23 protein-coding genes are annotated in these 25,637 nt (G+C 69.1%); 5 read left to right on the top strand and 18 right to left on the bottom strand.

The genetic code is table 11. The annotated features are described in order from the left end of the window. Genes KUV67_07905 through speA form a run of 3 tightly spaced genes read right to left on the bottom strand, consistent with a single transcriptional unit; the run spans position 1 to position 3,689 of the window. Complete coding sequence (locus KUV67_07905; GenBank protein ID MBY6204800.1) at positions 1-915, bottom strand: haloalkane dehalogenase; 915 nt, start codon at positions 913-915, stop codon at positions 1-3. Between the two features lie 33 nt (positions 916-948). Then, entirely contained in the window at positions 949-1,803 is an 855-nt protein-coding gene (locus tag KUV67_07900; protein ID MBY6204799.1) for an NAD(P)-dependent oxidoreductase, read from the bottom strand. Then, positions 1,800-3,689 (bottom strand): biosynthetic arginine decarboxylase, encoded by a 1,890-nt coding sequence (gene speA / locus KUV67_07895; protein ID MBY6204798.1) that lies wholly within the window; start codon positions 3,687-3,689, stop codon positions 1,800-1,802. The genes KUV67_07900 and speA overlap by 4 nt, the downstream gene beginning before the upstream one ends. 101 nt (positions 3,690-3,790) lie before the next feature. On the opposite strand from speA, the gene speE reads away from it, so the two are divergent. Beyond that, complete coding sequence (speE, locus tag KUV67_07890) at positions 3,791-4,627, top strand: polyamine aminopropyltransferase (protein MBY6204797.1); 837 nt, start codon at positions 3,791-3,793, stop codon at positions 4,625-4,627. A gap of 127 nt (positions 4,628-4,754) precedes the next feature. Here speE and KUV67_07885 read toward each other — a convergent pair whose 3' ends face one another. Beyond that, positions 4,755-5,030 carry a (2Fe-2S)-binding protein gene (locus tag KUV67_07885; protein MBY6204796.1) on the bottom strand — a complete coding sequence of 92 codons (276 nt, stop codon included), beginning with the start codon at positions 5,028-5,030 and terminating at the stop codon, positions 4,755-4,757. Between the two features lie 24 nt (positions 5,031-5,054). On the opposite strand from KUV67_07885, the gene KUV67_07880 reads away from it, so the two are divergent. Continuing rightward, entirely contained in the window at positions 5,055-5,612 is a 558-nt protein-coding gene (locus KUV67_07880) for a hypothetical protein (GenBank protein ID MBY6204795.1), read from the top strand. A gap of 153 nt (positions 5,613-5,765) precedes the next feature. Here KUV67_07880 and KUV67_07875 read toward each other — a convergent pair whose 3' ends face one another. From KUV67_07875 to KUV67_07865, 3 genes are read right to left on the bottom strand one after another with little or no spacing between them, the layout of a single operon-like run. Then, positions 5,766-7,220 (bottom strand): M28 family peptidase, encoded by a 1,455-nt coding sequence (locus KUV67_07875; protein MBY6204794.1) that lies wholly within the window; start codon positions 7,218-7,220, stop codon positions 5,766-5,768. Continuing rightward, a complete protein-coding gene (locus KUV67_07870; protein MBY6204793.1) occupies positions 7,217-7,819 on the bottom strand; it encodes an NAAT family transporter in 603 nt (200 codons plus the stop codon). The genes KUV67_07875 and KUV67_07870 overlap by 4 nt, the downstream gene beginning before the upstream one ends. 3 nt (positions 7,820-7,822) lie before the next feature. Then, on the bottom strand, positions 7,823-8,365 hold the full coding sequence (locus tag KUV67_07865; protein ID MBY6204792.1) for an RNA pyrophosphohydrolase: 543 nt from the start codon (positions 8,363-8,365) through the stop codon (positions 7,823-7,825). Between the two features lie 253 nt (positions 8,366-8,618). Here KUV67_07865 and KUV67_07860 point away from each other — a divergent pair, with 253 nt between their 5' ends. Further along, positions 8,619-9,596 (top strand): iron ABC transporter permease, encoded by a 978-nt coding sequence (locus KUV67_07860; GenBank protein ID MBY6204791.1) that lies wholly within the window; start codon positions 8,619-8,621, stop codon positions 9,594-9,596. Next, positions 9,593-10,378: an ABC transporter ATP-binding protein gene (locus KUV67_07855; GenBank protein ID MBY6204790.1), complete on the top strand. Its 786-nt coding sequence runs from the start codon at positions 9,593-9,595 to the stop codon at positions 10,376-10,378. Before KUV67_07860 ends, KUV67_07855 begins: the two co-directional genes overlap by 4 nt. Positions 10,379-10,556: 178 nt before the next feature. On the opposite strand, the gene KUV67_07850 is transcribed toward KUV67_07855, so the two are convergent. From KUV67_07850 to KUV67_07800, 11 genes are all read right to left on the bottom strand, one after another. After that, positions 10,557-12,566 (bottom strand): diguanylate cyclase, encoded by a 2,010-nt coding sequence (locus KUV67_07850; protein MBY6204789.1) that lies wholly within the window; start codon positions 12,564-12,566, stop codon positions 10,557-10,559. Positions 12,567-12,745: 179 nt separating this feature from the next. Next, positions 12,746-14,290: a deoxyribodipyrimidine photo-lyase gene (locus KUV67_07845; GenBank protein MBY6204788.1), complete on the bottom strand. Its 1,545-nt coding sequence runs from the start codon at positions 14,288-14,290 to the stop codon at positions 12,746-12,748. Beyond that, positions 14,287-14,442 (bottom strand): DUF2256 domain-containing protein, encoded by a 156-nt coding sequence (locus KUV67_07840; protein ID MBY6204787.1) that lies wholly within the window; start codon positions 14,440-14,442, stop codon positions 14,287-14,289. The genes KUV67_07845 and KUV67_07840 overlap by 4 nt, the downstream gene beginning before the upstream one ends. A 122-nt stretch (positions 14,443-14,564) precedes the next feature. Continuing rightward, positions 14,565-16,265 carry a hypothetical protein gene (locus tag KUV67_07835; GenBank protein ID MBY6204786.1) on the bottom strand — a complete coding sequence of 567 codons (1,701 nt, stop codon included), beginning with the start codon at positions 16,263-16,265 and terminating at the stop codon, positions 14,565-14,567. 128 nt (positions 16,266-16,393) lie between these two features. Next, positions 16,394-19,573, bottom strand: a complete 3,180-nt coding sequence (locus KUV67_07830) for a TonB-dependent receptor (protein MBY6204785.1) — start codon at positions 19,571-19,573, stop codon at positions 16,394-16,396. Positions 19,574-19,589: 16 nt separating this feature from the next. Beyond that, positions 19,590-20,789 (bottom strand): tetratricopeptide repeat protein, encoded by a 1,200-nt coding sequence (locus KUV67_07825; GenBank protein ID MBY6204784.1) that lies wholly within the window; start codon positions 20,787-20,789, stop codon positions 19,590-19,592. Between the two features lie 7 nt (positions 20,790-20,796). Continuing rightward, positions 20,797-21,456 carry an energy transducer TonB gene (locus KUV67_07820; GenBank protein ID MBY6204783.1) on the bottom strand — a complete coding sequence of 220 codons (660 nt, stop codon included), beginning with the start codon at positions 21,454-21,456 and terminating at the stop codon, positions 20,797-20,799. A 25-nt stretch (positions 21,457-21,481) separates the two neighbouring features. Next, on the bottom strand, positions 21,482-21,892 hold the full coding sequence (locus KUV67_07815; GenBank protein MBY6204782.1) for a biopolymer transporter ExbD: 411 nt from the start codon (positions 21,890-21,892) through the stop codon (positions 21,482-21,484). Positions 21,893-21,902: 10 nt separating this feature from the next. Beyond that, the gene (locus KUV67_07810; GenBank protein ID MBY6204781.1) at positions 21,903-22,583 is read right to left on the bottom strand and encodes a MotA/TolQ/ExbB proton channel family protein; all 681 of its coding nucleotides are present in this window, start codon (positions 22,581-22,583) and stop codon (positions 21,903-21,905) included. A gap of 1 nt (position 22,584) precedes the next feature. Next, the gene (locus KUV67_07805; protein MBY6204780.1) at positions 22,585-24,027 is read right to left on the bottom strand and encodes a MotA/TolQ/ExbB proton channel family protein; all 1,443 of its coding nucleotides are present in this window, start codon (positions 24,025-24,027) and stop codon (positions 22,585-22,587) included. After that, positions 24,024-24,809, bottom strand: a complete 786-nt coding sequence (locus tag KUV67_07800; protein MBY6204779.1) for a DUF3450 domain-containing protein — start codon at positions 24,807-24,809, stop codon at positions 24,024-24,026. Before KUV67_07800 ends, KUV67_07805 begins: the two co-directional genes overlap by 4 nt. 340 nt (positions 24,810-25,149) lie before the next feature. Between KUV67_07800 and KUV67_07795 the strand changes: the two genes are divergently transcribed. After that, positions 25,150-25,614 carry a hypothetical protein gene (locus KUV67_07795; GenBank protein MBY6204778.1) on the top strand — a complete coding sequence of 155 codons (465 nt, stop codon included), beginning with the start codon at positions 25,150-25,152 and terminating at the stop codon, positions 25,612-25,614. Positions 25,615-25,637: the final 23 nt, after the last annotated feature.

Below are 25,637 nucleotides of genomic sequence, written 5' to 3'. Positions count from 1 at the left end.
TCAGGGTACAGGCGTAGTATCGATCAGGTTCACGATGATTTCAGCCAGGCGCGGACCCTGGTCTTCCTGCAGGAAGTGGCCGGCGGCCTCGACCGTCTCGTGGGCCTGCCCGGCCGCGCCGGCGATGCGCTGCTGCAGGATGCGGTCCGCGCCGCGAGTGATCGGGTCGCTGTCGCCGAAGGCGGTCAGGAATGGCCGGTCGAAGCGCGCCAGCGCGCTCCAGGCGTCGCGGTTGGTCTCGGCTTCCGGGTCGTCCTTCCGCACGGGCACCAGCATCGGAAAGCGCCGCGCCCCGGCCTTGAAGGTCTCTTCGGGAAACGGTGCATCGTAGGCCGCCTGCTCGGCCGCACTCAACGAGCGGACCGTGCCCTTGTCGACGATGGCGCCGGCCGGGAATTCCGGCACCGACTGCGAGAACGCACGCCACTGCTCGAAGGCTTCGCCGACCGGTTCGTCACCGGTCGGCAGGAAGGTGTTGGCGGCCACCACCCGGGCATAGCGCGACGGCTTCTCGCCGACCAGACGCAGGCCGAGCAGGCCACCCCAGTCCTGGCAGAACAGGGTGATGCGGGTGAGTTCGAGCTGGGCGATGGTCGAGGCCAGCCAGCGCGCGTGGCGCGCGTAGCTGTAATCCTGCTGCCGCGCCGGCTTGTCGGAGCGGCCGAAGCCGACCAGGTCGGGCGCGATCACGCGATGGCCGGCGTCGACCAGCGGCGGGATCATGTGGCGGTAGAGGTAGCTCCAGGTCGGTTCGCCGTGGAGCAGGAGGATCGGATCGGCATCGTGCGGCCCCTCGTCGACGTAGTGCACGCGCAGCCGCCCGCCCTCCGTGTCGTCGACATGGAGATAGTTCGGATCGAAGGGCCAGTCGGGCAGGCCTTCGAAGCGATCGTCGGGGGTCCTGAGGTAGTCCATGAACGTCTCCGAAGATGAGTGTCGATCGATTCGCTAGCGCTTCAGCCGGATCAGCGCCGAGATATCGCGGCCCGTTTCGCCGCCGTCGACCAGCCGCTGGTAGTCGGCGATCGCGCCCGGCAGCACGGTGGATTCCAGGCCGGCCTCGTCGGCCAGCGCGCGGCAGATCTTCAGGTCCTTCAGCAGCAGGGCCGGCTCGAAGCCGGTTTCGAAGGAATCGGCCAGCATGGTCCGCCCGCGCTTGTCGAGAAACCAGTTGCCGGCCGCGCCGCCGCCGAGCAGTTCGAGCATGTCGTCGGCGGGCAGGTCCAGCTTCTCGACCAGCGCCAGCGCTTCGCAGACCGCCTCGGCGATGCCGGCGACGATCAGCTGGTTGACCGCCTTGGCCGCCTGGCCGGACCCGGGCGGGCCGAGGTGCTTCCAGACCTTGCCGTAGGCGTCGAACAGCGGGTGCAGCGTTTGGACGGCCTCGGCATCGCCGCCGACCAGTATCGCCAGCTGGCCGTTCTTCGCGCCCTCGACGCCGCCGGTGACCGGCGCGTCGACGAAGGCGACCTCGCGCTGGGTCAGGCGCGCGTGCGCGCTGCGCGCGGCCGCGGGCGAGACGGTGGAGTGGTCGACCACGACCGTGCCGGGCGCCAGGCGGTCCGCGACCCGGTCGAGGACCGCGGCGAGGTCGGCGTCGGCGGAAACGCACAGGGCGAGCACGTCGACGGCTTCGGCCAGCGCCTCCGGCGACTCGGCCACGGCGGCGTCGGGATACGCGTCGGCAAAGGCGTCACGACGAGCCGCGCCGCGGTTCCAGGCTCCGTGCAGCAGGCCGGCGGCGTGCAGGTGGCCGGCCATCGGTGCGCCCATCGCGCCGAGCCCGATCCAGCCGGTCTTCATGCGCCGGTCTCCAGGTAGGTATAGGCCGAGAGACCCTCGGTCAGCAGGCGCTCGATGGAGTCGGCCTGCTCCCGGGGCAGGCCGGCCGCCGCCACCTTGGCCCGGCACGCGGCGAGCAGCTGGCGCGGCTGGAAGCCGACCAGTTCGAGCAGGCTGTCGGCCGTGTCGCCCGGGCGCTCGTTGCGCAGCGTGAAGCCGTCGGCGCCGGCAGCGACGTCGACGCTGTCCGTATCGCCGAACAGGTTGTGGATGTCGCCGAGCGTCTCCTGGTAGGCCCCGGCCATGAAGATGCCGAGCAGGTAGGGCTCGCCCGGGCGCAGCTCGTGGACCGGCAGCGTCGGCTCGAGCAACCCTCGCTCGACGTAGTGGTCGATGCGGCCGTCGGAGTCGCAGGTCAGGTCCTCGAGCACCGCCCGGCGGGTCGGCTTCTCGTCGAGCCGGTGCAGCGGCACGATCGGAAACACCTGGTCGATCGCCCAGATATCCGGCAGCGACTGGAAGATCGACAGGTTGATGAAGTACTTGTCCGACAGGTGGAAGCGGATGCGCTCGCGCAGCTCGCGGTGGCGCCGGTGGTCGGGGTCGAGCTTGTCGGCCACCTTTTCCAGGATCGCGAAGTACAGCGGCTCGAGGCGGGCGCGGTCGTCCAGCGGCAGGTCGCCGTACATGAACAGGTTGCGGCCCTCGTCGAGCCAGTGCTCGGCTTCGAGGAAGCATTCCTCCGGCTCGCGGTCGTCGACCGAGCCCAGCAGCTCGCTCAGGTGGACCACCACCGGGTGCGTGCCCTCGCCCAGCGCGAACTCCAGGCCGCGCGGAAAGCGCTCGGTTTCGGTCACGTGGGTGACCAGCACCGCATGGTGCGCGGTCAGCGCACGCCCCGACTCGGAGACCAGCGCCGGCATCGGCAGTTCGCGCTCGCGGCACAGGTCGGCGATGCCGCCGACGATCGCCTGCGCGTACTGGCCCATCGAGTAGTTCATGGAGCAGTAGGTGCGCGCCCGGCCGCCCTCGTAGTCCACGCCCAGGCCGCCGCCGATGTCGAGCGTGTCGATCGGCACGCCGTCGGCGCGCAGCTCGGCGTAGTAGCGGGCCGCCTCGCGGACGCCGTGCTGGATGTCGCGCAGGTTCGAGATCTGCGACCCCATGTGGAAGTGCAGCAGCTTCAGCCAGTCCAGGCAGCCGGCCTCGCGCAGGGTCTCGACCAGCTCGACCAGCTGCCCGGCGGCCAGGCCGAACTTGGCCCGCTCGCCGCCGGTGTTCTGCCAGTTGCCCTTGCCCAGGGCCGAAAGGCGCAGGCGAACGCCGAGCACCGGGTCGATCTTCATCGCCCGCGCCTCGCGCTCGATCAGCGCCCACTCGCCCGGCTTCTCGATGACGATGATCACCTTGAGGCCGAGCTTCAGGCCGCTGAGCGCCAGGCGAATGTACTGGGCGTCCTTGTAGCCGTTGCAGATGATCGTGCGGCCGGCCGGTGCCACCGCCAGCGCGGTGATCAACTCGGGCTTGCTGCCGGCTTCCAGCCCGAGGCCGTCGACCGAGGCCAGGGTTCCGACCACCGAGGACTGCTGGTTGACCTTGACCGGGTAGACCGGCGTGTAGGCAGCGGCGTAGTCGCTGGCCTGGATCGCGGTCTCGAAGGCGGTGCGCAGGTCGGCCGCGCGCTGGCGGAGGATGTCCGGGAAACGCACGAGCAGCGGCAGGCGAAGGCCCTGGCGGCGCGCCTTGTCGACCACGTCGGTCAGGGCGATGGACTCGCCGCCGGGCCCCGACGGGCTGGCGACCAGCCGGCCCTCGCCGTCGACATCGAAGAAGCCTTCCGACCAGTTCGGAATGGCGTAGCGTCGGCGAGCGGCGTCGATCGATTCGACGGTCGTTTCGGTGCCCATGGCAGACCTTGCGTGCGAAGAGACGAGCATTGTAAGGGCCGCCGGCAGGAAGACGGCGGCTGGCTACAATACGGGGCTCATTGCCACCGAGAGGTTCGAAGATGCTGCCCGACTCCGAGAACTGGTTCACCGAGGTCTGCAAGGAGGCCGGCAGCGTGGTCGGCTGGCAGGTCGACGAGCATCTCGATCACGTCGAGACCGAGTTCCAGACCATCGACGTCTACCGGACCCGTCACTGGGGCAACCTGATGGTCATCGACGGCTTCGTCATGCTGACCACGCGGGACAATTTCCTGTACCACGAGATGATGACCCACCCGGCGCTGTTCGCGCACCCGGCGCCGAAGCGGGTCGTGATCATCGGCGGCGGCGACTGCGGCACGCTGCGCGAGGTGCTGGCCCACCGCGAGGTCGAGTCGGCGGTGCAGTGCGAGATCGACGAGCAGGTCACCCGGCTGAGCGAGAAGCACTTTTCGGAACTGTGCGAGCGCAACGACGACCCGCGCGCCGAACTGGTCTTCGACGACGGCCTGGCGTTCATCAAGAACACGGTCGCTGGATCGCTGGACGTGATCCTGGTCGATTCCACCGACCCCATCGGTCCGGCCGAGGGCCTGTTCGGGCCCGAGTTCGTGGCCGACTGCCACCGCGCCCTGGCCGACGGCGGCATCCTGGTCCAGCAGAGCGAATCGCCGCTGATCCACCAGAACCTGATCGAAGGAATTCGCGGCAACATGGAGAAGGCCGGCTTCGACACGATCCGGACCCTGGGCTTTCCGCAGCCCTGCTACCCGTCGGGCTGGTGGTCGGCGACCCAGGCCCGCAAGGGCGGCATCCTGGCGCCGCCGAGCGCGGACCGGTTCGAGGGTAGCGGTATCCGTACGCGCTACTACAACCCGGAGGTGCACCGCGGCGCGTTGGCCACGCAGATGCCGTGACCGGCACGGAGTGACGCTTCGGTACGAACAGCGAACCGATTGCCGGAGAGTCGGCGAACGAAGAATCCAGTTGAAGAAAGGTCGCGAGCGAACGGGCGAACGCCCGAGGAGGCCGCGGCCAGGTCGATCAGGCCGGCTGGGGGCTCATGACGGGCAGCACCGGCCGCTTGGGCTCGGATTCCCGCGGCGCGGACGGCAGGTCCTGGGTCGGGTGACCGGTCGAACCGCCCGTCAGCCGCGCGGCGAGCGTGGCCTGGAGGATTTCCTCGGCCTCGTCGGCGCATTGGCCGCAGCAGTCGCTGCAGCCGGTGCGCAGGCGCAGTTCATCCAGGGTGGACACGCCCGACTCGGCGTGGGCACGGATGTCCCGGTCGCTGACGGCGTTGCAGATGCATACGAACATGGGAGAAGAATAATGCGAATGCGAATGATTGTCAACCGTTTCGCGCGGGTTTCGGCGCGAATTTCGCTGCAGGCTGCAGCCGTCGCCGCCCTCGCCGCGTCGGCCGCGCTTCACGCGGAGGTCGTCGAGGTCGACGCGTCGGGCTTCGTGGTCGAACACACCGCGACCGCGCCCGGATCCCCGGCCGAGACCTGGACGCGCCTGATCGAGCCGGCCGCCTGGTGGCATCCGGACCACACCTGGTCGGGCGATGCGGCCAACCTCCGCCTCGAGGCGCGCGCCGGGGGTTGTTTCTGCGAGACGCTGGACGGCGGCGGATCGGTCGAGCACCTGCGGGTGGCCCTCGCCGCGCCGGGCCGGATGCTGCGGATGAGCGGTGGGCTGGGACCGCTGCAGGCCCTGCCGGTCGACGGCGTGCTGACCGTCTCGCTGGCGGACGCCGAGGACGGCGGCACCGACCTGACCCTGAACTACGCCGTTGCCGGCAGCGAACTCGAGGACTGGGCTGCAGCGGTCGATGGCGTGCTGGGGCAGCAGGTCCAGCGGCTCGTGTCCGACGAGGCAGTAACCGGAACCGACTGAGGACCGACCGGGGGCCGACTCGGCGCCCTCACTTGCCGCCGGGCTCGAACCCCGGCTGCAGCCAGCCTCGTTCTCACGCCCGCGACGGTGGACGATCCCCTGCCGCCTGACCTGACGTCGATTCAGGAAGAGCGACCGCGACCGAAGACCCGCTCAATCCAACAGTTCGGGCCCGGAGCCGAAGCCGACCGGCGACTGCGCCGCCAGCCACGTGAACACGGCAAAGGCCGCGACGTTCTGCTTCATCGCCTCGGGATCGACCTTGTCCAGCGTGTCGTTCTCGGTGTGGTGGTAGTCGAAGTACTTCGAGCCGTCCTGGCGCAGGCGGACCGCGGCCAGGCCGCGCGCCAGCATCGGGGTGAAGTCCGGGCCGGCCCCGCCGCCGCGCTCGACCGATTCGACGCCCAGGGGCGCCAGTTCGGCCTGGATCGCCTCGATCACCGGCATGGCCTCGTCGGCCACGCGGGCGGTCATCGCGTAGATCCGGCCGGCACCGAAATCCGATTCCGACGCCACAAGGTAACGCTCGACCTCGTCGCCGTGCGCGTCGGCCCAGGCGCGGCCACCCCACAGGCCGATCTCTTCGGCCGCGAACAGGATCACCTGGATCGATCGGTCGGGCCGGGCGCCGTGTTCGTCTGCGTGCTCCATGATCAGCCTGGCCGCCGCGGTCACGATGCCCACTCCGGCCGCGTCGTCGAGGGCGCCGGTGCCCACGTCCCAGGAGTCCAGGTGGGCGCCGATCGCCACGATTGGCGCGTCGATCGACTCCGGGTCCGCCGCGCCGTCGATCTGGGCGATCACGTTCCGGCTGGTGTAGGTCTCGTTCACCGAGGCTTCGATCTCGACCCGCATGCGAACGGCCGCATCGCCGGTCATCAGGCGCTCGAGCTGGTCGGCGTCCGGGTTGGAGATGGCCGCGGCGGGCACCAGCCGGGAGCCGGCCGTGAAGCGCATCATGCCCGTGTGGGCGAAGCGGTCCGTGGACGTCCCCACGGACCGGATCACGACCGCAGCGGCACCCTTCTCGGCGCCGACGACCGAGCCGCGGGCGCGCTTCTGCACCGCCGGGCCGTAGCCCGAACCGTCGCGCGCGCGCTCCATGCGGCTGCGGATGAACACGATCCGGCCCTCGACCGAATCGGGCGACGCGGCCTCGAAGTCGTCGAGGTCGTCGAACATCACGACTTCGGCTTCGACACCGCCGTCGGGCGTGGCCGGCGAGAAGCCCAGCGCGATGGCGACCAGTTCCTGCTCGGTCGGCGCGACGATCGAGACACGCTCGGTCTCGCGGGTCCAGTAGGGAAAGGTGGCCGGCTCGGTCCAGACCCGGTCGAAGCCCATCGACTCGAACATCTCGACGGCCCACTCCACCGCCCGGGCGTCGTTCTCGCTGCCGGCCAGTCGATTGCCGACGCGGGTCGTCAGGTCGGCGGTGATCTCGTAGGCGAGGTCGCTGGCCAGCGCCTGCTCGCGGAGTTCGCGGGCGACGTCGAGGTCGGCGGCATCGAAGGGCTGGGCCAGGGCGAACGAAACGAGCCCGAGGGCGGCCGGGATCGACAGAAGCGCGGCCCGCGCGCTGCGGGCGAGGGGCGAGAAACGGATCATAGTGCGTACTCTCCAAGGAATTCGGTGATGCCTTCCAGGAACATCTGGACGGCAATGGCGACCAGCAGCATGCCCATCAGGCGCTCCATCGCGATCAGGCCGCGACGGCCGAGCACGTGCTTGAGCAGCGGTGCCGCGCCGAGAATGATCGCGGTCGCCAGCCAGGCCAGGAACAGGGCCAGGGACCAGATGCCGATCTGGTCCGGGTGGCGGGTGGCCAGCAGCAGCAGGATCGCCATGGCGCTCGGCCCGGCAACCATCGGCACGGCCAGCGGCACGATGAACGGCTCGTCGTCCTCGTCCTCGAGGTCGTCGCGCATCGCACGGGGGACCGGGAAGATCATCTTCAGCGCGATCAGGAACAGGATGATGCCGCCGGCGACGCTGATCGAATACTGGCTCAGGTGCAGCGCGGCGAGCAGGTACTGGCCGCCGAACAGGAAGCCGAACAGGATCGCCAGCGCCAGCAGCAGCTCGCGCGCCAGCACCCTGTAGCGTCGCTCGGGCTCGACCTGCTCGAGCACCGACAGGAAGATCGGGACATTGCCGAGCGGGTCCATGACCACGAACAGCAGGACGAAGGCTCCGATCAGGTCCATGAGTCAGCCTCCTCGGTGGTTGGCGCGCAGTGCGGCGGGCAGGGGCAGCCTGGGGTCGCGGTGCTCGGGCCGGAAGGCCGGCACCAGCGGCTCGAGGTGCTCCAGCGCCCGCTGGTAGACACGGCGCTTGAACGGTATGACGTTGAACACCGGAAACCAGAAATCGACCCAGCGGTAATGGTCGAACTCCGGGTGCCCGGTGGCCTGCAGGTCCAGCGCACTGTCGTCGGCGCGAAAATCGAGCAGGAACCAGACCTGCTTCTGACCGATGCAGACCGGCTTCTGATGGCGCCGCCGCATGTTGCGCGGCAGCTTGTAGCGCAACCAGCCCGGCGTGGCACCGAGTACGTCGACATGCTCGGGCTTCAGGCCGGTTTCCTCGGCCAGCTCGCGGTACATCGCCTCTTCGGGCGTCTCGTCGGAATTCATCCCGCCCTGCGGGAACTGCCAGCCGTCCTGGCCCGCCCGGCGGGCCCAGAAGACCCGGCCGTCGTGGCGCGCCAGCACGATGCCCACGTTGGGGCGAAAGCCGTCGGCGTCGATCATCGATGTTCTCGTTCGGACCGGGACCGGGTCGTCCTCGGCCGGCGCTGTGCTACCTTGCGCCGAGGACCTCCACCGATCCGCGCGGCCCGCGAATCTTCACTGCCCTCCATGGTAAAGCAAACCGCCGGCGACGTACGATGAACGCCCTCCGATCCGCACACGGTTCCGGCGGACCGACCTGCCCCGAAGGCCGATGACCGAGCCGTGACTGACCGCCGTGACTGACCGCCGTGACTGACCAAGGAATCGCGCGATGACCCGATGGCGGCCGCACCGCGGCGGTCCGGCGCTGGTCGGCCTGATCGTCACCGGCCTGGCGGTCGCCGCACTCGCCCTGCTGGCCGCGATCATGACCGGCTCCAGCGGCTTCGGCTGGCCCGACGACCCGATGGGGTGGCGGATCGCCCTGGAACTGCGCCTGCCGCGGGCGGTCGCGGCGCTGGTCACCGGCGGCCTGCTGGCCCTGGCCGGCGTGCTGATGCAGGTGCTCTTGCGCAATCCCCTGGCCGACCCGTACATCCTGGGCCTGTCCGGCGGCTCGGCCGCGTTCGTGCTGGGGGGCATGTCGCTGGGCCTGGCCTTCGTTCCGACGGAGCTGCTGGCCTTTGCCGGCGCCTTGTTCTCGATGCTGGTCGTGTTCGTGCTCGGCCGGGGCGAGGGCCCGTGGTCGACCACGCGCCTGCTGCTGACCGGGGTGGTCGTCGCGGCCGGCTGGGGTGCGCTGATCTCGCTGATGCTGGCCCTCGGCGACGACGCCAGCCTCAAGGGCATGCTGTTCTGGCTGATGGGCGACCTGGGCTACAGCGCGCTGTCGCCGTGGTGGCTGCTGGGGCTGGCGGCGCTGACCGGGCTGCTGATGCTCCGCGCACGGAGCCTCAACGTGCTGGCGGCCGGAGAGACCCAGGCCGCGCTGCTCGGCGAGTCGCCCCAGGCGCGCAACGCCGAACTCTACCTGGCCGCGTCGCTGCTGACCGCGCTGGCCGTGGCGATCGCCGGCACGGTCGGGTTCGTCGGCCTGATCGTGCCGCACCTGGTGCGGCTGGTGGTCGGCGCGGACCACCGGCGCCTGCTGCCCTGCGCGATGCTGTTCGGCGGCACGTTCCTGCTGCTGGCCGACACGCTGGCGCGGACCGTGATCGCGCCGCGCCAGCTGCCGGTCGGCGTACTGACCGCGATCATCGGGGTGCCGCTGTTCCTGCTGCTCCTGCGCCGGGCCGGAGGTCTGCGATGACCGCACGGCTCGGCGTCGAAGGCCTCGACGTCGCAATCGGCGGCCGGGTCCGGGTCCGGTCCCTGTCGATCGCCTTCGAGGACAACCAGTCCTGGGGCGTGCTGGGCCCGAACGGGGCCGGCAAGACGACCTTGCTGAGAACGCTGGCCGGCATCCACCCCGCCGCTGCGGGTCGCATCGAGTTGGACGGTCGGCCGCTGGCCGGGCTCCGCCGGCGGGACATCGCCCGGCGGCTGGGCATGCTGACCCAGAACACCCGCTTCCCCTTCGACGCGACCTGCCTGGAGATTGCCCTGATCGGTCGCCACCCGCACCAGGCCGGCTGGGGCGGCGAGCGACGCGAGGACGTCGAGCGTGCCCGCCGGGCGCTGGCGGCGGTCGGCATGGAGGCGATGGCCGAGCGCTCGTGCACGGCGCTTTCGGGCGGCGAACAGCGGCGGCTGGCGCTGGCCGTGGTGCTGGCGCAGGATCCGGGGGTCCTGCTGCTCGACGAGCCGACCAACCACCTCGACCCGGCCGCCCAGGTGCGCGTGCTCGACCATCTCTGGAAGCGATCTCACGCACCGGACCGAACGCAGGTCATGGCGCTGCACGACGTCAACCTGGCAACCTGCTACTGCAGCCATGTCCTGCTGCTGTTCGGCGACGGTCGCTGGCGCGCCGGCACCACGGAGGAACTGCTGGACGAGGCCAATCTCAGCGAACTGTTCGACTGCCCCGTACGGGCGGTCTCCGACGGCCGCCAGACCGTGTTCGCGGTCGCCGGCGCGCCGCGGGGCTGAGCGAACTCCCCGCCCGGATCCCTCCCTTCCCGTTCCGATCTCTTTGCCCCTGCCTGTGGGAGTGCGCTTGCGAGCGAATCCCGGACTTCATCTCAAGAGCCCGATCAGGAACAGCGGCATTCGCTCGCAAGCGCACTCCCACAGGCGAAAGCCGTTTCCGACGTCCGAGAGACCGTGCTCAGCCCTCGATCCGGGCCAGCGCGCCGCGATCGAGCAGCCGGCCCGTATCGATCGCGCCGGTGTAGGCATCGCGCGAGGGGTCCTTGCGGTCGAGCGCGATCCACCGGTCGCGGCCCGCCTGCTTGGCCTCGTACAGCGCCGCGTCGGCCAGCCTGAGCGCGATCGAGAACTCGTCCTCCGGCGCGTCGCCGCGCAGGTCCATCGGTGCGCAGCCGAGCGAGCACGTCACGGCGATGGACCGTCCCTCGATGTCGAAACGAGCCGCGCGGACCCGTTCGAGAAGGCGATTGCAGACCTCGGCCACCTCGCCGGGCCCCGCCCCGGCGACCAGCCAGAGAAACTCCTCACCGCCCCAGCGAGCGAGCACGTCGCCGGGACCGGCGACGTCACGCAGGATCGCGGCGAAGCGGCTGAGCACCCGATCTCCCGCGGGGTGGCCGAAACGGTCGTTGATCTGCTTGAAGCGGTCGAGATCGATCAGCACCGCCAGCGCCCGGTCCTTCTGGAGCGGGCCGGGACGATCGGGCGTGATGCGCCGGTGCACGCCGCGGCGGTTGTCCAGCCCGGTCAACTCGTCGGCGTGACTCAGGCGGTGGAGCAGGCTGTTGGCCCGGGCCAGGGCCTCGCGCTGGGCGTCGATCTCGGCGTTCTTCTCGGCCAGCAGCCGGTGGGCCCGGGTGCGCAGCCGCAGGTTGCGCCCGAGGGCCAGGATGAACAGGGCGAGAACCACCAGCCCGACCAGCAGCCCCCAACCGACCAGGCGCTGCCGCGAGCGCTCCGCCTGCAATGCGCTCAGTTCGCGTTCGCGCTGCTGGAGGTCGAACACGGTCTGCAGTTCCGCCACCCGGCTCTGCGCGTCCGCCGAAGCAAGCTCGGCGGCGAGGTCCTGCCATTCGCGCATCCGTTCCAGGGCCTCGGGAAAGCGACCGAGCGCTTCGAGGTTCTCGACCAGCGGGGGATACAGTTCGAGCCGCTTGGGCTTGATGTCGGCTTCGCGATACAGCGCCAGCGAGCGATCGAAGGCCTCGGCGCCCTGCTCGCGCAAGCCCATGGCAACGCGGACTTCGCCCATGTTCTTGAAGGTGATCGCCAGCGCCCCCGTATCTCCGGCGGCCCGATTCAGTTCGGCGGTTCGTTCGAAGGTCGCCAGCGCCGCGTCGAGGTCACCGCCTTCGAACTGGAGAAATCCCAGGTTGCTGAGCAGGGACGCATTCGGCCGCTGCTGCCGATCGGCGATGGCGATGCCCTCCCGGAGCGCGGAGCGAGCGCGGTCGGATCGCCCGAGCTCGACGAGGGCCGCCGCCAGGTTCGAGTACGAACCCGGGGTGTCGGGATGATCGGGGCCGAGCGCGTCGATCGCTCGTCGCGTGAACTCGATGGCCTGCTCGTAGTCCTCGAGGTAGATCGACAGCCCGCCGATGTTGCGCAGGAGGTTCGGCGACGGACCGCTTTCGGTCCGCTCGTAGCGTGCATACCCTTCCAGCATGGCCTCGAGCGCCTCGGCGAGGTTGCCCTGCTGGGCTCGCGCCACGCCCAGGGCGGTCATCAGGTTGGCGCGGTCCACGAGCGGCCGATCGGCCCCTTCGGCATCGGCCTGCAGGTACATCGCCTCGGCTTCGGCGAAGCGTCCGCGGTCGATCTCGATGTTGGCCATGTGCTGGGTCAGGTTCGACCGTTCCGGGCCCGCGGGAAGGGCGTCGTACAGGACGCGATAGAAGCGCTCGGCCGGCTCGTGGAACCCGGGATCCCGTGCTTCGCGCGCCGCCGAAATGGCTCGACGCAGCGCTAAGGAACGGGATTCGACGGGAAGGTCCGGCCGCTCGATCAGCGTCTCGAACGAGGCGCGGACCGCGGCGAAGCCTTCCGCACCGGCACGTGCCTCGAGTTCGGCCAGCTGCAGATCGAACGCCGCGGCCGGCGCCCCCGCCGGCTCCTGTGCCCGGACAGGCAGCACACCGCAGAGAACGACCAGCACAACGGCCTGGATCAGGCGTGCGCGTTCGATCATCGGTGTCCCCCTCGGCGATTGGTATGGGCAAGTGTAGGGACTTTCCGGGCCCGCGCAACCGGCGCTCATCCGGAGCGCGAGAAGCTGGCGAGGGCGCGCGTATCGACGGACGCGCACCGCTCGTCGCGGAGCCCGTGGCTCGCTCCGCGCGGTCTCCCGGTCCTTCCAGGGCCGGATCATCAGAACAGGTTCCGCTGCCGCCGATCGGCGCCGCTCCGCCGCTTCCTGCGCTGCGGCTTCAGGCCCGAACGCCGGCTGCCCAGCTGGTGCTGGATACGATCGGCTTCGACGCGGAAGCCGTCGCGGCGGCGGTATTCGGTGATCCGTGCGCGAGCGTCGCGTGCGGCTTCGACGTGGTCCACGATCGGTAACGGGTAGGCGGCCGCACCGAGTGCCGCGCGATCGCGCTCGCCGAGCGTCCAGGGCTCGAAGATCGCCTCGGCCGGAATCCGTGCGAGCTCCGGTACCCAGCGGCGCACGAAGGCTCCTTCCGGGTCCTGGTCGCGGGCCTGCTTGACCGGGTTGTAGATGCGCAGCGTGTTGATGCCGGTCGTGCCGTTCTGCATCTGGCACTGGTTGAAATGGATGCCCGGCTCGTAGTCGGTGAACATCCGGGCGAGGTGCAGGGCCGGTTCGCGCCAGTGCAGCCACAGGTGATAGCCGGCAAAGCTCATCAGCAGCGCGCGCATCCGGAAGTTCAGCCAGCCGGTCGCAGTGACCCAGCGCATGCACGCGTCGATCAGCGGGTAGCCGGTGCGCCCGGCTTTCCAGGCCGCAAAGCGCTCGACGTCGAAGTCGTCTTCGCGCATGCCGTCGAAGCCGCGATGGACGTTTTCGAACTCGATGGCCGGTCGCTGCTCCAGCTTCTGTATGAAGTGGCAGTGCCAGTGCAGACGCTGGTCGAACTGGTTCAGCGAGGCGGCCCAGCGCTTCTCTCCCTGCTCTCTTGCGGTAACACGGCGCGCTCGGGCTTGCTGGACGATGCAGCGCATCGAGAGGGTGCCGTAGGCGATGTGGGCGCTCAGCCTGGAGCACGCTGCTGCGGCGGACAGCGGGCTGGAGATGCCGCCGCGGTAGGCTTCGCCGCGCCGATCCAGGAAATCGTCCAGGGTTTCCTGCCCCGCCACCAGGCCGCCGGTCTGGCGTTGCGGACAGGGTGTCCTGTCGAATGCAGGAGCCTCGGCAAAGAACGCCACTATGCGCTCCGGCGTGACCTCGGGAATGTCCAGCACTCGAGGGAGCCGTTCGGGCGGTGCGGTTCTTTTCGCGCCCATGAACGCCTCCCAGCGCCCCGCCCATCCGGCCCTTTCGGTGAGCCCACGGGTCACACCGAACTGCGGTGTCTCGTGCAGTTCGATGCCCCGCTCGGCGGCCCAGGCTCGGACCTTGCGGTCGCGATCGAAGCTCCAGCCGTTGCCGGTTTCCTCGTGGGCACGGATCACCGTGACGTCGAACTCGCGATGCAGCGCCTCGAACACATCGATCACGTTTCCGACCCGGACGACCAGGCCCTGGCCGATCCGGCGCAGCGATCGATCGAGGTCGACCAGGGCTTCGGCGATGAACTGCTGATGGCGAAGGGCTGCATCCGGCTGGCGCCAGAGCTCGGGCTCGACGACGTAGACGGGCAGCACGGGGCCGTGCTCGGCGGCCGCCGCCAGCGGCGCATGGTCGTCGACGCGCAGGTCGCGCTTGAACCAGACCAGCTGGACCGGCCCGCTCACCGCAGGATCTCGTCCGGTGCCTTGCCCTTGTTGCGCCGGCAGCGCTCGGAGCAGTAACGCACCTCGTCCCAGCAGTCGCGCCACTTCTTGCGCCACGCGAACGGGCGCTGACAGACGGGGCAGGTCTTGGTCGGCAGGTCGGTCTTCTTCATGGCCGGGAGTACACCACGGCGCCCCTCAACCCGGCATGAATCCGCCAGACACGAAAAAGGGCGCGACCTCCTGGCCGCGCCCTCGACGTATCCCGATGTCCCGGGAGACGAGTCCCTACCGCTTACGGAGCGTCGCGATTCAGGCCGACGGTCCAGCCCTTCGTCCAGTCGTCGTCCTGGCTCGGCACGGCGCCGGCATAGTTGACGTTGTCGAAGAACGAGTCCGTGTACGGCACCGGCGCCACGTTGACGGCCGGCGAGTTCGGCATCGGCACGTAGTTCGACAGCATCGGGTCGGCCTGCACGTTGCCCGGCTGGCCGAGCACGAAATCCGACACCACGAACGGATCGCCGGCTTCGTCGTCGAAGGCTCCGCCGGAGCAGCTGCCGATGACGTTGTTGACGAAGGTCAGGTTGGCCGAGTTGTCGAAGGTCGACGTCTGGTCGATGTCGACGCAGGTCTCGCCGAAGCCGGTGACGACCGAGTTGGCGATCGACACACCCGTGCCTTCACGGATCAGCCAGCCGATGTCAGTGTTGCCCTGGCCGATGAAGGTGGCATTGGCGATCACCGGCAGCGCGCGCGGCTCGGCGTCGTTGGCGTCGCCGTTGTTGTCGCCTTCGATGCCCTGGTCGCCATCGTCGGTGTACTGCTTGGCCACGAGGTACTGAACGTTGCCACTCCAGCCCTGCGTCCAGTCGAGGCTGTCGTCACCGATGCCGGTCAGGACCAGGCGCTTGGCGTTGACGGTGCCGCCGAAGAACTCGATGCCGTCATCGGAGTTCAGGTGGACCTGGACGTTCTCGACCGTGGTGCCGCGCCCGACGCCCTGGAAGGCGATACCGTTCAGTTCGTTCTCTTCGTTGAACAGGATGCCGGCGTTGGAAACGATCATGTAGCGGTAGATGCCGCTGTTGTCTTCGGGATCGTTGCCGCCGTAGGTGCCCGAGTTGCCCTCGCCCTGTGCGGTGCACGGGTCGACGCCCTCGGGGCAGCCGTTGATCGGTGCATTGCCGTTGACGACGACGCCGCCCCATTCGCCACGACCCTCGGCGAGAAAACCGCGCATCACCACCGGATTCTCCTGCGTTCCCAGCACGAAGGCCTGGCCACCCTGGGCGACGATGAAGGTGTCGGTGTCGCCGAGCGTGCCGCCGACCAGTTCCGTGTTCGGTTCGATCGTGACCGAGCCGCCATCACCGATGACGAACTGCCCCTGGATCAGCCAGGTGGTCTCGTTGGTCAGCGTGATGTCGGAGGTGATCGGATCGCCGCCGCCGATGATGCAGGACCCCTCGATCGGACCGGCCGCGGCGAAGCTCGGGCAGCTGTCGAAGGTCTCACGGACCACGCACTGGCGGCTTTCGGAGAGGCTGGAAAAGGTCGACTCGCCGCTGCCGTTGTCCCCGTTGAAGGTCAGCACGGCTTCGTCGCAGCTGTTGAATTTCAGGGACGCGGTTCCCCAGGTGACACCTGCGGGATTGCCGGGCTCGGGCGAGGCGAACGCGCCACCCGAGAATTCCAGGAACTGGAGATCGACGGTGTTGGTGTCGCGGTTGATCTGCGCGGTGTCGGAGATCAGCCACAGCGGATCACCGTTCTCGTCGTAGGTGAACCACTCGACCAGGAGGGCCGGGGCGAAGTCGCCGGCCGGGTTGCGATCTTCCAGCACGTCGATGATCAGGCCGCGGCTTCCGCCGCTGACGTCGCCCCAGTTTCCGGCAAACGTATCGTTGACCACGAACGCCTGGGCCGGGGCGCCGAACAGGGCGGCACCGGCAGCCAGCGCGAGCGCGCTGCGCGTGAAATTCTTGGACATCATGGGTTCCTCTGCAGGTTGGTGATTGGTTCGTGCCGCGGGGCGGACCCGACGGGCAATCCGTGAGGCGCAGAGTAGGAATCGGCGATTTCACGCCAATGACCGGCCGGTGGCAGAAATGTGACAGGCGATCAGAGAAAGTCGTAGCTGATGCCGACGCTGGCCGTCCGACCGTTGCTGTAACGCTGGGTGGTTTCCGGCCCCTGCTTGATCTCGAACCGTGCGTCGAGCAGGTTGCCGAGCTTGGTCTTGAACGACCAGTGCTCGTCGAGGCGCCAACGGAACACGAAGTCCAGGACGCCGGTCGGCTGCTCCTTCTTGTCCGGCGCACCGAGCACGCCGACCTCGGTGATCCGCTCGCCGACGTAGTTGTAGAGGAGCGTGGCCTCGATGCCGCGGGATTCGTCGTCGTAGCCCAGCTGGACGTTGGCGATGATCGGTGACTGCCCCTGGAGCGGCCGGGATGTCTCGGTCAGAATGCCCTGGTTTTCCGGGAGGATGGAGATCTCGGACTCGATCACCGACAGGTTGCCGGAGAGATACAGGCGCTCCCAGAGCGACCGGCCTCCGAAGCGTGCTCCGGTCCAGTCGCCCACGAATCCGAGCTTCTTCCGCGCCTCCAGTTCGACCCCGAAGTTCTCGGCCTCGTCCGCATTCGTGAAGCTGAGTCGTTGCTCGACGCCGGGCTGGACCGTCAGCTCGATCGGCTGGTCGATGAGCTTGTAGAACACGCCGACCGAGATCAATTCGTCCTGCCCCGGATAGAACTCCCAGCGGAGATCGGCGTGGAGCACGCCGGACGGCACGAGATCGGGATTCCCGACCACCTCCCGCTCCAGGATGGGATCGGTGAACGGCGAGTCGGAAAGCTCCTTGAAATCCGGACGGATGATGGTCTCGGCGTAGCTCAGGCGCAACTGCTGGTTCTCGTTGATGAACCATGTCGCCGAAGCCGCCGGAAGCAGATCCTCGGCCCCGAGGTTCGATTCGGACTCGACGGCTCCGACGTCGAACAGGCTGAACGTCCGAACCTGCTGTTCCCAGTCCTCGACGCGCAGACCGCCACTCAGGCGGAGCGTCTCCAGAAGGGTGATGTCCAGGTTTCCGTAGAACGCTTCGATGTCCAGCGTTGCCGCGTAGTTGTCGCTGTTTCGCGTGATCTCGAGCAGCTGCGCTCCGTCCGGACCGATGTTTTCCGGCGTGAGGATGTTCTCCAGCGAAGGATCGCGACGATCCGCTTCGGGAATGTTGAATACGTCGTCGAAGGTGAAACGCCGGATGGTGGATGCCCGTTCCTTGTCGACCGTTCGGTAGCCCCCGCTGAGCGAGCCGCTCAACCAGGAGCCGGCCGAGAACGGCACGTCGAGATCGGCTCCGAAGTCGATCGCATCGTCGTCGAGCGTGGTGTAGCGGCGGATGTTGGAATCCGCTCGGCGCGAAAAGATGAATTCCGAGACCGGGTCCGGGTCGTAGCGGTAGCGGCGCGCATCGGGCGTGTCGAGCGTGGCCGTGGAATCGGAGTAGTCCCATTCCAAGCGGGTCGAGTTCAGGAACGGGAACACGTGGCTCCCCTCGGCCTGCATCGTGAGCAGCTCCCGCTCCTCCCACTGCAGGGACGTGAACTTGACGATCCCGTCCTCGTCGAGATTGAAACCGATCTGTTCGAAGGTCTCGTCCTCGGTCTGGCGCAGCAGCATCGACGTAACGTTCAACTCGTGCAGGTCCGCGTAGCTGACGCCGGCGGTCAGGAACCCGCTCAGGCCGATCGTACGCGTCGTTCGAACGATGTCGTAGCTGTCGTTGGGTCGCAGGGACCCGTCGCCGAGCGGAACGAAGGTCTGGCGCAACTCGTCGCGGGTTCGCCACGAGTCATCCCAGAGCACCGAACCGGTCGCACCCAGCTCCCAGTCCTCGCCAACTTCGACTCGCTTGCCGCCCTCGATCGAGACTCCGACATCCGGACCGATGTCCTTGCGCTGGACGTCGTAGATGTTCGGCAACGATTCCCCCAGGGCTTCGAGCTCTTCCTCGGTCAGGCCGTCCGGCGTGAAGGGCCCTCGGATCGGGGGCAGCTTGGTGCCGTCGGCGATGACGTCGGCAATCGCGTCGGGAATGGCCCGCGTTCCGTCGTCATAACCGGCCCAGTCGTCGCCGCCCCCGTCGTAGGTCAGGCCGTCCTCGAAGGTCGTGCCCTCGCGCACGCCGCCGGACAGCTCGATCGAGAAGAAGTCCTCGTCCGGCACACCGCGCGTTCGGATCTCGACCACGCCGCCGCCGAAGTCGCCCGGCATGTCCGGCGAGTAGCCCTTCTGGACCAGGATCGAACGGATCACGCCGGTCGGGAACAGGTCGAGCGGGACGACCTTTCTCGTGGGGTCCGGGCTGGGCACGTTGGCGCCGTTGACCAGGGTCGACGAATAGCGCTCGCCGAGCCCGCGGATGTAGATGAACTGGCCGTCGACCAGGGTCAGACCGGTGACGCGCGACAGGGCGCCGCCGACGCTCGAATCGCCGGCGCGCGAGATCTGCTCGGCGCCCAGGACATTGGCAACGCTGGCGGTCTGGCGCTGCTCCTCGATGACCGAACTCAGCGAACCTTCGATGAACGGTTCGACGACGACGAACTCGGCCAGCTCCAGGCCGGCCGGCGGGAGTTCGAAGTTGCGCTCGGTCTCGGTGCGGTCGACGATCGCCACGCCCTCGATCGTGCGGGTCGCGAATTCACTGTGGAGCACCGACACGGAATACTCGCCGACCGGCAGCTCGATCCGGAAGCGTCCGTCCGCGTCCGTGCGGGCCTCGACCGGCGTACCGGACACGAACAGGCGCGCGTCGCCGACCGGCGCGCCGTCCTCGGTCGAGACGACCCGCCCGACCAGGACACCCTCGCCTGTGGCCTCTGCCGGTGCGGCGGGCCGCGGCAGCGCATCCGCGTCCAGCGGCATCGACGACTCGAGGCTGACGAAGGCCCGGCGCGACTCGCCGCGCAAGGTGATGATGACTTGGAGCAGTTCTCCCGCGCGCAGGTTCAGCGGCAGCGCGGTCAGCGCGGTGGCGCCGTCGAAGACCGTGAGGCGCGCGCGGCCGGGAGCGGCCTGCACGGCCCATGCGCCGTTCTCGTCGCTGCGGCCGGCCGTCTCGCCGAGCCGGAGATTGAGGTCGGCGGCCGGACGGCCCTGCTCGAACACCAGCACCGAGACCTGGGCCGGAGGAGGCTCCTGGGCCGTCGCGGACACCGCAAGCAGCACCAGGGCCAGCGAGGCCAGCCAGCGCGGCAGGTCCGTTCGAAGCGAGCGGCGAATCGGCATCATGGAAAGGCGCACCGGATCAGCGACAGAGCCAGGGCTCGTCGGCGCACTGGTCCATCACGCGGCGCAACTCGGTGGCCTTGCGGAACAGGTCGGCCCGCTCCAGCGTCACCAGTTGGTCTTCGGCCGCGGCGAAGTCGCCGGCCTTGAAGTTGGCGTAGGCCAGCGCGTAGCGGATGTCCTGGCCCTGTTGCGGATCGTCCAGCAGGCCTACGCGCTCGAGGTCGTCGCGCATGCCGGCGGCCTGGTCGAAGCGGCCGAGTTCGATGAAGATCGCGAGTCGCTGCTTGAACTTCTTCGCCTGGTCGATGACCTGGGCATTCAGGGTCAGCGCTTCCATCAGCCAGCCGGCGCGGCGATACAGTTCGGCCGCCTCGGACACCAGCGAGGAATCGAAGGCGGCCGCCTGGCGCATGACCTCGGCAGCCGCCAGCGTCATGTCCTGGTCGAGGTAGGTGTGCGACAGCACCTTGGCGAGCGTGACATTGTCCGGCGCCTCGACCCGGGCGGCTTCGAGGATGCCGGCGGCTTCGTCGTGCTGGCCGCTCTGGCGCAGCGCGTTGCCGATCGCGATGGCATCCTCGATGCCGGCACGCTCGGTCTCCAGGAACGCACGGCCCTGGTCGGCGGCTTCCTGGTAGAGGCCGCGATCGACCAGCAGGAACACCTGCCGACGGGCGAAGTCTCCGGCGCGATCGGGGAAGCGGCTCCGGCCGTCGGCCAGCACCGACCAGGCCGCGTCGTATTGCTCGAGCTGCCAGTGCGCCTGGGCGCGCATCAGGAAGACCGACGGCAGGTCGGTGGCCTCGGGACCGGCGCGGTCGAGCGCGTCCAGCGCCTCGGCGAACTCCTCCTGGGAAAAATGCGCCTGGGCCAGGTAGAGCCAGACCACGGGTTCGCTCTGGCCGGCCTCGATCGCGGCGCGGAACTCGCGGACCGCCAGGGCATGCTCCTCGAGGTTCAGCGCGACCAGGCCCGAAAGCGTGTAGTAGCGGACGCGGTCGAGGTCTTCGGCGTCGGGGTCGACCGCGGACAGCACGGTGCGGGCGCGCTGGTAGTTGCCGTCGCCGATCAGCAGCGCGGCCAGCGGCAGGCGGTCCATGGTTTCGACCGACTCGGCGCCACCGGCCTCCTGCGCGGACGCGCCGGCGCCGACCAGCAGCAGCGCCAGCGACAGGAGGGCGCCGATCGAAGCAGCGGACAGGGCGCGCGTGGTCACGGGACGATCAGCTCAGGTCGAAGCGGACGCGCTGGCGAGCCCAGACCTTGACGTTCCGGCCCTGGTACTGGGCGGGCTCGAAGCGCCAGTTGCGCACGCCCTCGATCGCGGCCTGGTCGAACACGCCCGCCGGCGATGCCTCGAGCACCTGGACCTTCTCGATTTCGCCGGCCGCACTGATCAGCAGCGACAGGACGACATAGCCCTGCTGGCCCCGGGCACGGGCCGTACGCGGATATTCGACCGGCGCCTGGTAGGTCGGGCGCGGCGGGGCGTCGACCGAGTCGTCGGTCATCACCACGTTGTCCGTATCGCCGAGGAGCTGGTCCTGGAGATCGTTCAGGCCGGTGGAATCCAGCCCGGGGATGCCGAAGTCGATGCCCGACAGGGACGAGTCGAGGCTGACCATCGGCGGCGCCTGCTGCGCCCGGCGCTGCGGCTTCGGCGGCTCGCGGCGCTCGACCCGCGGCGGCGGCGGTTCGGGCTTGCGCTCGACCGCGAACTCGGTCTGCGAGGCCACGTCGACCGACTCGGGCCCTTCGGCCAGGCGGTTGATCATCAGCAGCGTGCCGATGACGAGGGCCGAGCCGGCCAGCATGAAGCCGAGACCGGACAGGAGCGGCAGCCAGCGGCCGCGATTTCGGATCTGGGTAACGGTCGTGTTCATTTCCTTGCTCCTCCTGGGGCGCGGGTCAGCCCGCTCCGGCTTCGTCCACGGTGGCCACGCCGACGTCCTGGGCTCCCGCGCGCCGGGCCTGGTCGACGACTTCGACCAGCCGCCCGGCGGGCACCTGGTCGTCGGTCACCACCAGCACCGACTGCGAGGCCGACGTCGAAAGCAGGTCGCGCAGCCGGCTCTGGATGACCCAGACGCGGATCGGCTGGCCGTCGAGATAGGTGTCGCCGCTGTTGTCGATGTACAGCCGGATGGCCTTGGTCGACGCGGCGGTCGCGCTGGAGGCGGTCGGACGCTCCAGGTCAAGCTTCATGTCCTTGACGAAGGTGGTCGAGACCATGAAGAAGATCAGCAGGATGAACACCATGTCGATCAACGGCGAGATGTCGACGTTCTGCTCCGTATCGGTCCGTTCGCGGAATCTCATCGTCGATCTCTCATGGCGCGGGCGCCTCCGGGTGATGGCCGCCGGTCGTCGGACCGGCCGAAGCCGAACCGTTCGATCCAGCGTGCAGCGCCGTGGCGCCGATGTGCTCGGCGCACAGCAGGTCCTTGACCTGGGCCAGCTCGGTGCGCAGCTGCAGCGCCTTGCGGTCGAGCAGGCCGCCGACGATCAGGCCGGGGATGGCCACGGCAAGCCCCATCTGGGTGGTGAACAGGGCCTGCGAGATCCCGCCGGCGATGCCGCCGGACTGCGAGAACAACGACATGTCGGCGAGCGAGTCGAAGGTCTCGATCATCCCTGCCACGGTGCCGAGCAGGCCCATCAGCGGCGCCGCGGCGACGATGGTCAGGATCAGCTTGTGGAAGCGTCGGGTCGAGGTCTCGTACTCGGCAAACGCGTCGTCGAGCCAGCGGCGCAGGTCGGGCGGGTTCTCGCGCACGATCTCGAGGCCGCGCAGGACCGCGCGCTCGATCAGCCCTCGCGGCTGGTGGCGCACGCGCTTGGCGTTGCGGTAGAGCAGCTGGCGCACCGATCGCACCGAGCCGCGGCGCAACGCGGCGAAGCGATACCCGATGGCGAACCACAGCACGAAGGTGGCGACGACCAGCGGCGGCATGACGAAGCCGCCGATTTCGAAGTAGAACCGCAGGTCGTCGGACAGCAGCGCGAACATGTCAGGCCCCCGAGGCTCCGCGCGCACGACCTTCGTAGTACTGGTTGATCACGCGCAGCGTGGCCTTCTCCATGTCGTCCTTGATGCCCTCGGCCCAGCCGGACAGCAGGTTGCCGAACACCAGCATGGGGATGGCGACGATCAGGCCGAGTTCGGTGGTCACCAGGGCGATCGAGATGCCGCCGGACAGCAGCTTCGGATCGCCGGTGCCGAACTCCGTGATCACGTCGAAGGTGGAGATCATCCCGGTCACCGTGCCGAGCAGGCCCAGCAGCGGGGACACGGCGGCAATCACCATGATGAACGCGCCGAAGCGGTTGAGATGCGCCGACTCGTGCAGGATCGACTCCGACACGATGTCCTCGAGGTGTTCCCGGTCGCGGTCCAGGTTGCGAATGGCGGACGCGACGACCCGCGAGGTCGAACCCTTCTTGCGCTTGAGCACGTCCAGCGCGGCGTCCGTGTCGCCGCGGCGGACGTGGCCGCCGACCGCGTCGATGATCTTCGAGGTCGACGCGCTGGCGCGCTGCAGGAAGACCGTTCGCAGGATCACCAGGCCAAGCCCCAGCAGCCCGAGGAAGAAGATGATCCAGCCGATCACGCCGCCGGAACGGATGACGTCGAACACGCCCTTCACGCCCTTCTTCTCGACCTCGGTGGCGGTCGATTCGTAGATGAAGATCGGCAGGGTCTCCGGCTGCGCGCCCGAGGCCAGGGCGCGGGCTGTCTCGGCCGTGTCCTCGTTCCACAGCTTCAGGCCGCCGTCACCGGCCGGCGCCAGCGCGCCGCTGCCTCGCTCGCTGACACCATAGGCGGCAATCGCGCCGACGTGGACGATGCGTCCGTCGACCCGGGCGCCGTCGGTCAGGAAGTATTCGCCGTCCTCGATCCGCACGGCGCCGGCTTCGCGCAGCGCCGACAATGCGGCGCCGAACAGGCCGGAGACATCGTCGGCGTCCGGGGCGCGGTCGCCCAGTTCGGGCGAGTAGGCCTCCTCGAGCGTGAAGTCGGCCTGGAGGAAGGTCGAGGCCAGCAGGTCGGTGTTCTCGCGCGCGGTGTCCACGGCCAGTTCCGACTCGAACACGCGGTCCTCGAGGCGGTCGGCGGTTCCGCCCATGTTCACCACCTCGGCTTCCAGCGCGCGGATCTCGCCTTCGAGCTGCTGCTGTTCGGCGGCCATCCGCTCCTCGAGGCGGGCCAGCCGGCGCTCGAGATCGGCGTTCTGGCCCTGCAGGAACGCGAACTCGCGCTGGTAGGCCTGCTCGAGCGAAGGCGCCTGAACCTCCGGCGCCGGCGGCTGGGCGGGCGCGGCTGCTGCGTCCGAGCCGGCCTCGTTGGACGGCGCGTCGGAGGGCGCGTCCTGCGCCATCGCAGCCGGCATGGTGCCCCCATGGGCCAGGGCCAGCCCAAGCAGCATCAGGACCGTCCGGATCGAGACCTTCATGCGCCCGGCTCCAGCTGGATCGTGCCGTTGGGCAACTCGAAGTAACCGGTCCGGATCTGCTTGGTCAGTGAATCGAAGAGGTCTTCGACGCGCTGGCGGTCCTCACGCGACTCCAGCTCGGTGAACCGCCAGTCGTCGCCGACGCGCACCACCTGGCCGACCCGCTCGTCGCGGGTGGTGAAGTACATCGCCACCGTGCCCAGCTTGGCCACGTCGGCCAGGACGCGCTCGCCGTCCAGCGGGATGATCTGGGAATACAGCGCGTTCTCGCGGGTAAGGCGCAGCTCGTCCTCGTAGAACGACCAGAGGCGGTTGATCACCCGCGGCGGGGCCAGGGAGCCGGACTGCAGCTGGTTGGCGATCTCGTCGAGCGCGGCCAGGCGCTCGTCGAGCTTGAACGGAAAGCCGTCGGCGATGTGGGCGCGCAGGTCGGCGATGGCGGCTTCGGCGACCGGGACCAGGGCGTCACCGGCGATGCCGGCCTGTTCGGCCCGGGCCCGGTTGTCGGCAAGGTCCTCTTCGAGGCTCCGGATGCGCAGGTCCTCGCGCCGACGCGTGGCCTCGAGGTCCCCCTTCTGGGCGGCCAGCGAGTTCATCCGGGCCCGGTGCTGCTCCTGGGCGCTGTTCAATTCGGCGTTGAGCGACTCGACCTCGCCGCGCAGGCGGACCAGTTCCTCGGCCAGCGCGTCCAGGTCGTCCTGGCCGTGCACGGATGCGGCGGGAAGCAACGTCCCGAGCGCCAGTACCGCGGCGAGGCCGGCCCGGCAGAAAGACTCCAACATGAACGATCTACCATCCACCCAGCGGTGGGTTCGACGAGACCTCGCAATCTAGGCAGGCAAGATTTCACGTCGGTGACGCAGTCGTTGCAGAAATGTGTCACTTCCCCGAGCCGGCCGGACCGAGCGCTCCACAGCCCCCTGCCGGCAGGCCCGCGCTTCGGCGGAAGAACCCGTTCCGACGATCTGGCCGGTCGCGTCGTCGACGCGTTCCGATCGAGGATTTCGACACGACCATCCATCGGATCGACCCGGCCCGGAGCGCTCGGTGCAGCGCCCCGTTGCAAATGCGAATCGTTTGCGTTAATGTCGCGTCACGTATCCTACGCTGGAGCTCCAGACCATGCCGAACCCGCCCTCGACGGCGCGCCCGGAGCGCGTCGAGCCCTCTCCCGCAGCTTCAGCGCGCCTGCACCCGGTCCTGGCGTCCCTTCTGAACACGGGGTCGGGCGCCCGCGCGGTCGAAGCTCCGATCCTCAGTGCGGCGGCACATCGCTGGCTGGAGTGGCTGCGTCTCGGGCGGGGCGAGACCACGCGACGCGTCGTGGCCGCCTACGAGGCCTCCGGCGGCGTTCTCGAGCGTCGCGCGCCGGGGGCCCCCGGACTGAGCCGGTCGGAAGCCGCCCTGCTCGCGGCGTTCGAAGCCGCCTACCAGGACCGGCCCCTGGCGACCGAAGACGCCCTGGCCCGCGCGCTCGGCAGGCCGCCCGGCGAGACGCTTGTGGCGCTGATGATGGCCGACGGCCTGGCGCATCGCGTTCGCTGCGGGCATCACGCGGCCGGGCGTAGAATCGCCGCCAATCACTGATTTCGACGGAGAATCGCGATGAA

This window comes from Halomonas denitrificans (assembly GCA_019800895.1).
Lineage (GTDB): Bacteria > Pseudomonadota > Gammaproteobacteria > Xanthomonadales > Wenzhouxiangellaceae.
The sequence above is the reverse complement of the archived record's forward strand: the minus strand, read 5'-3'. Positions and strand labels throughout refer to the sequence as shown.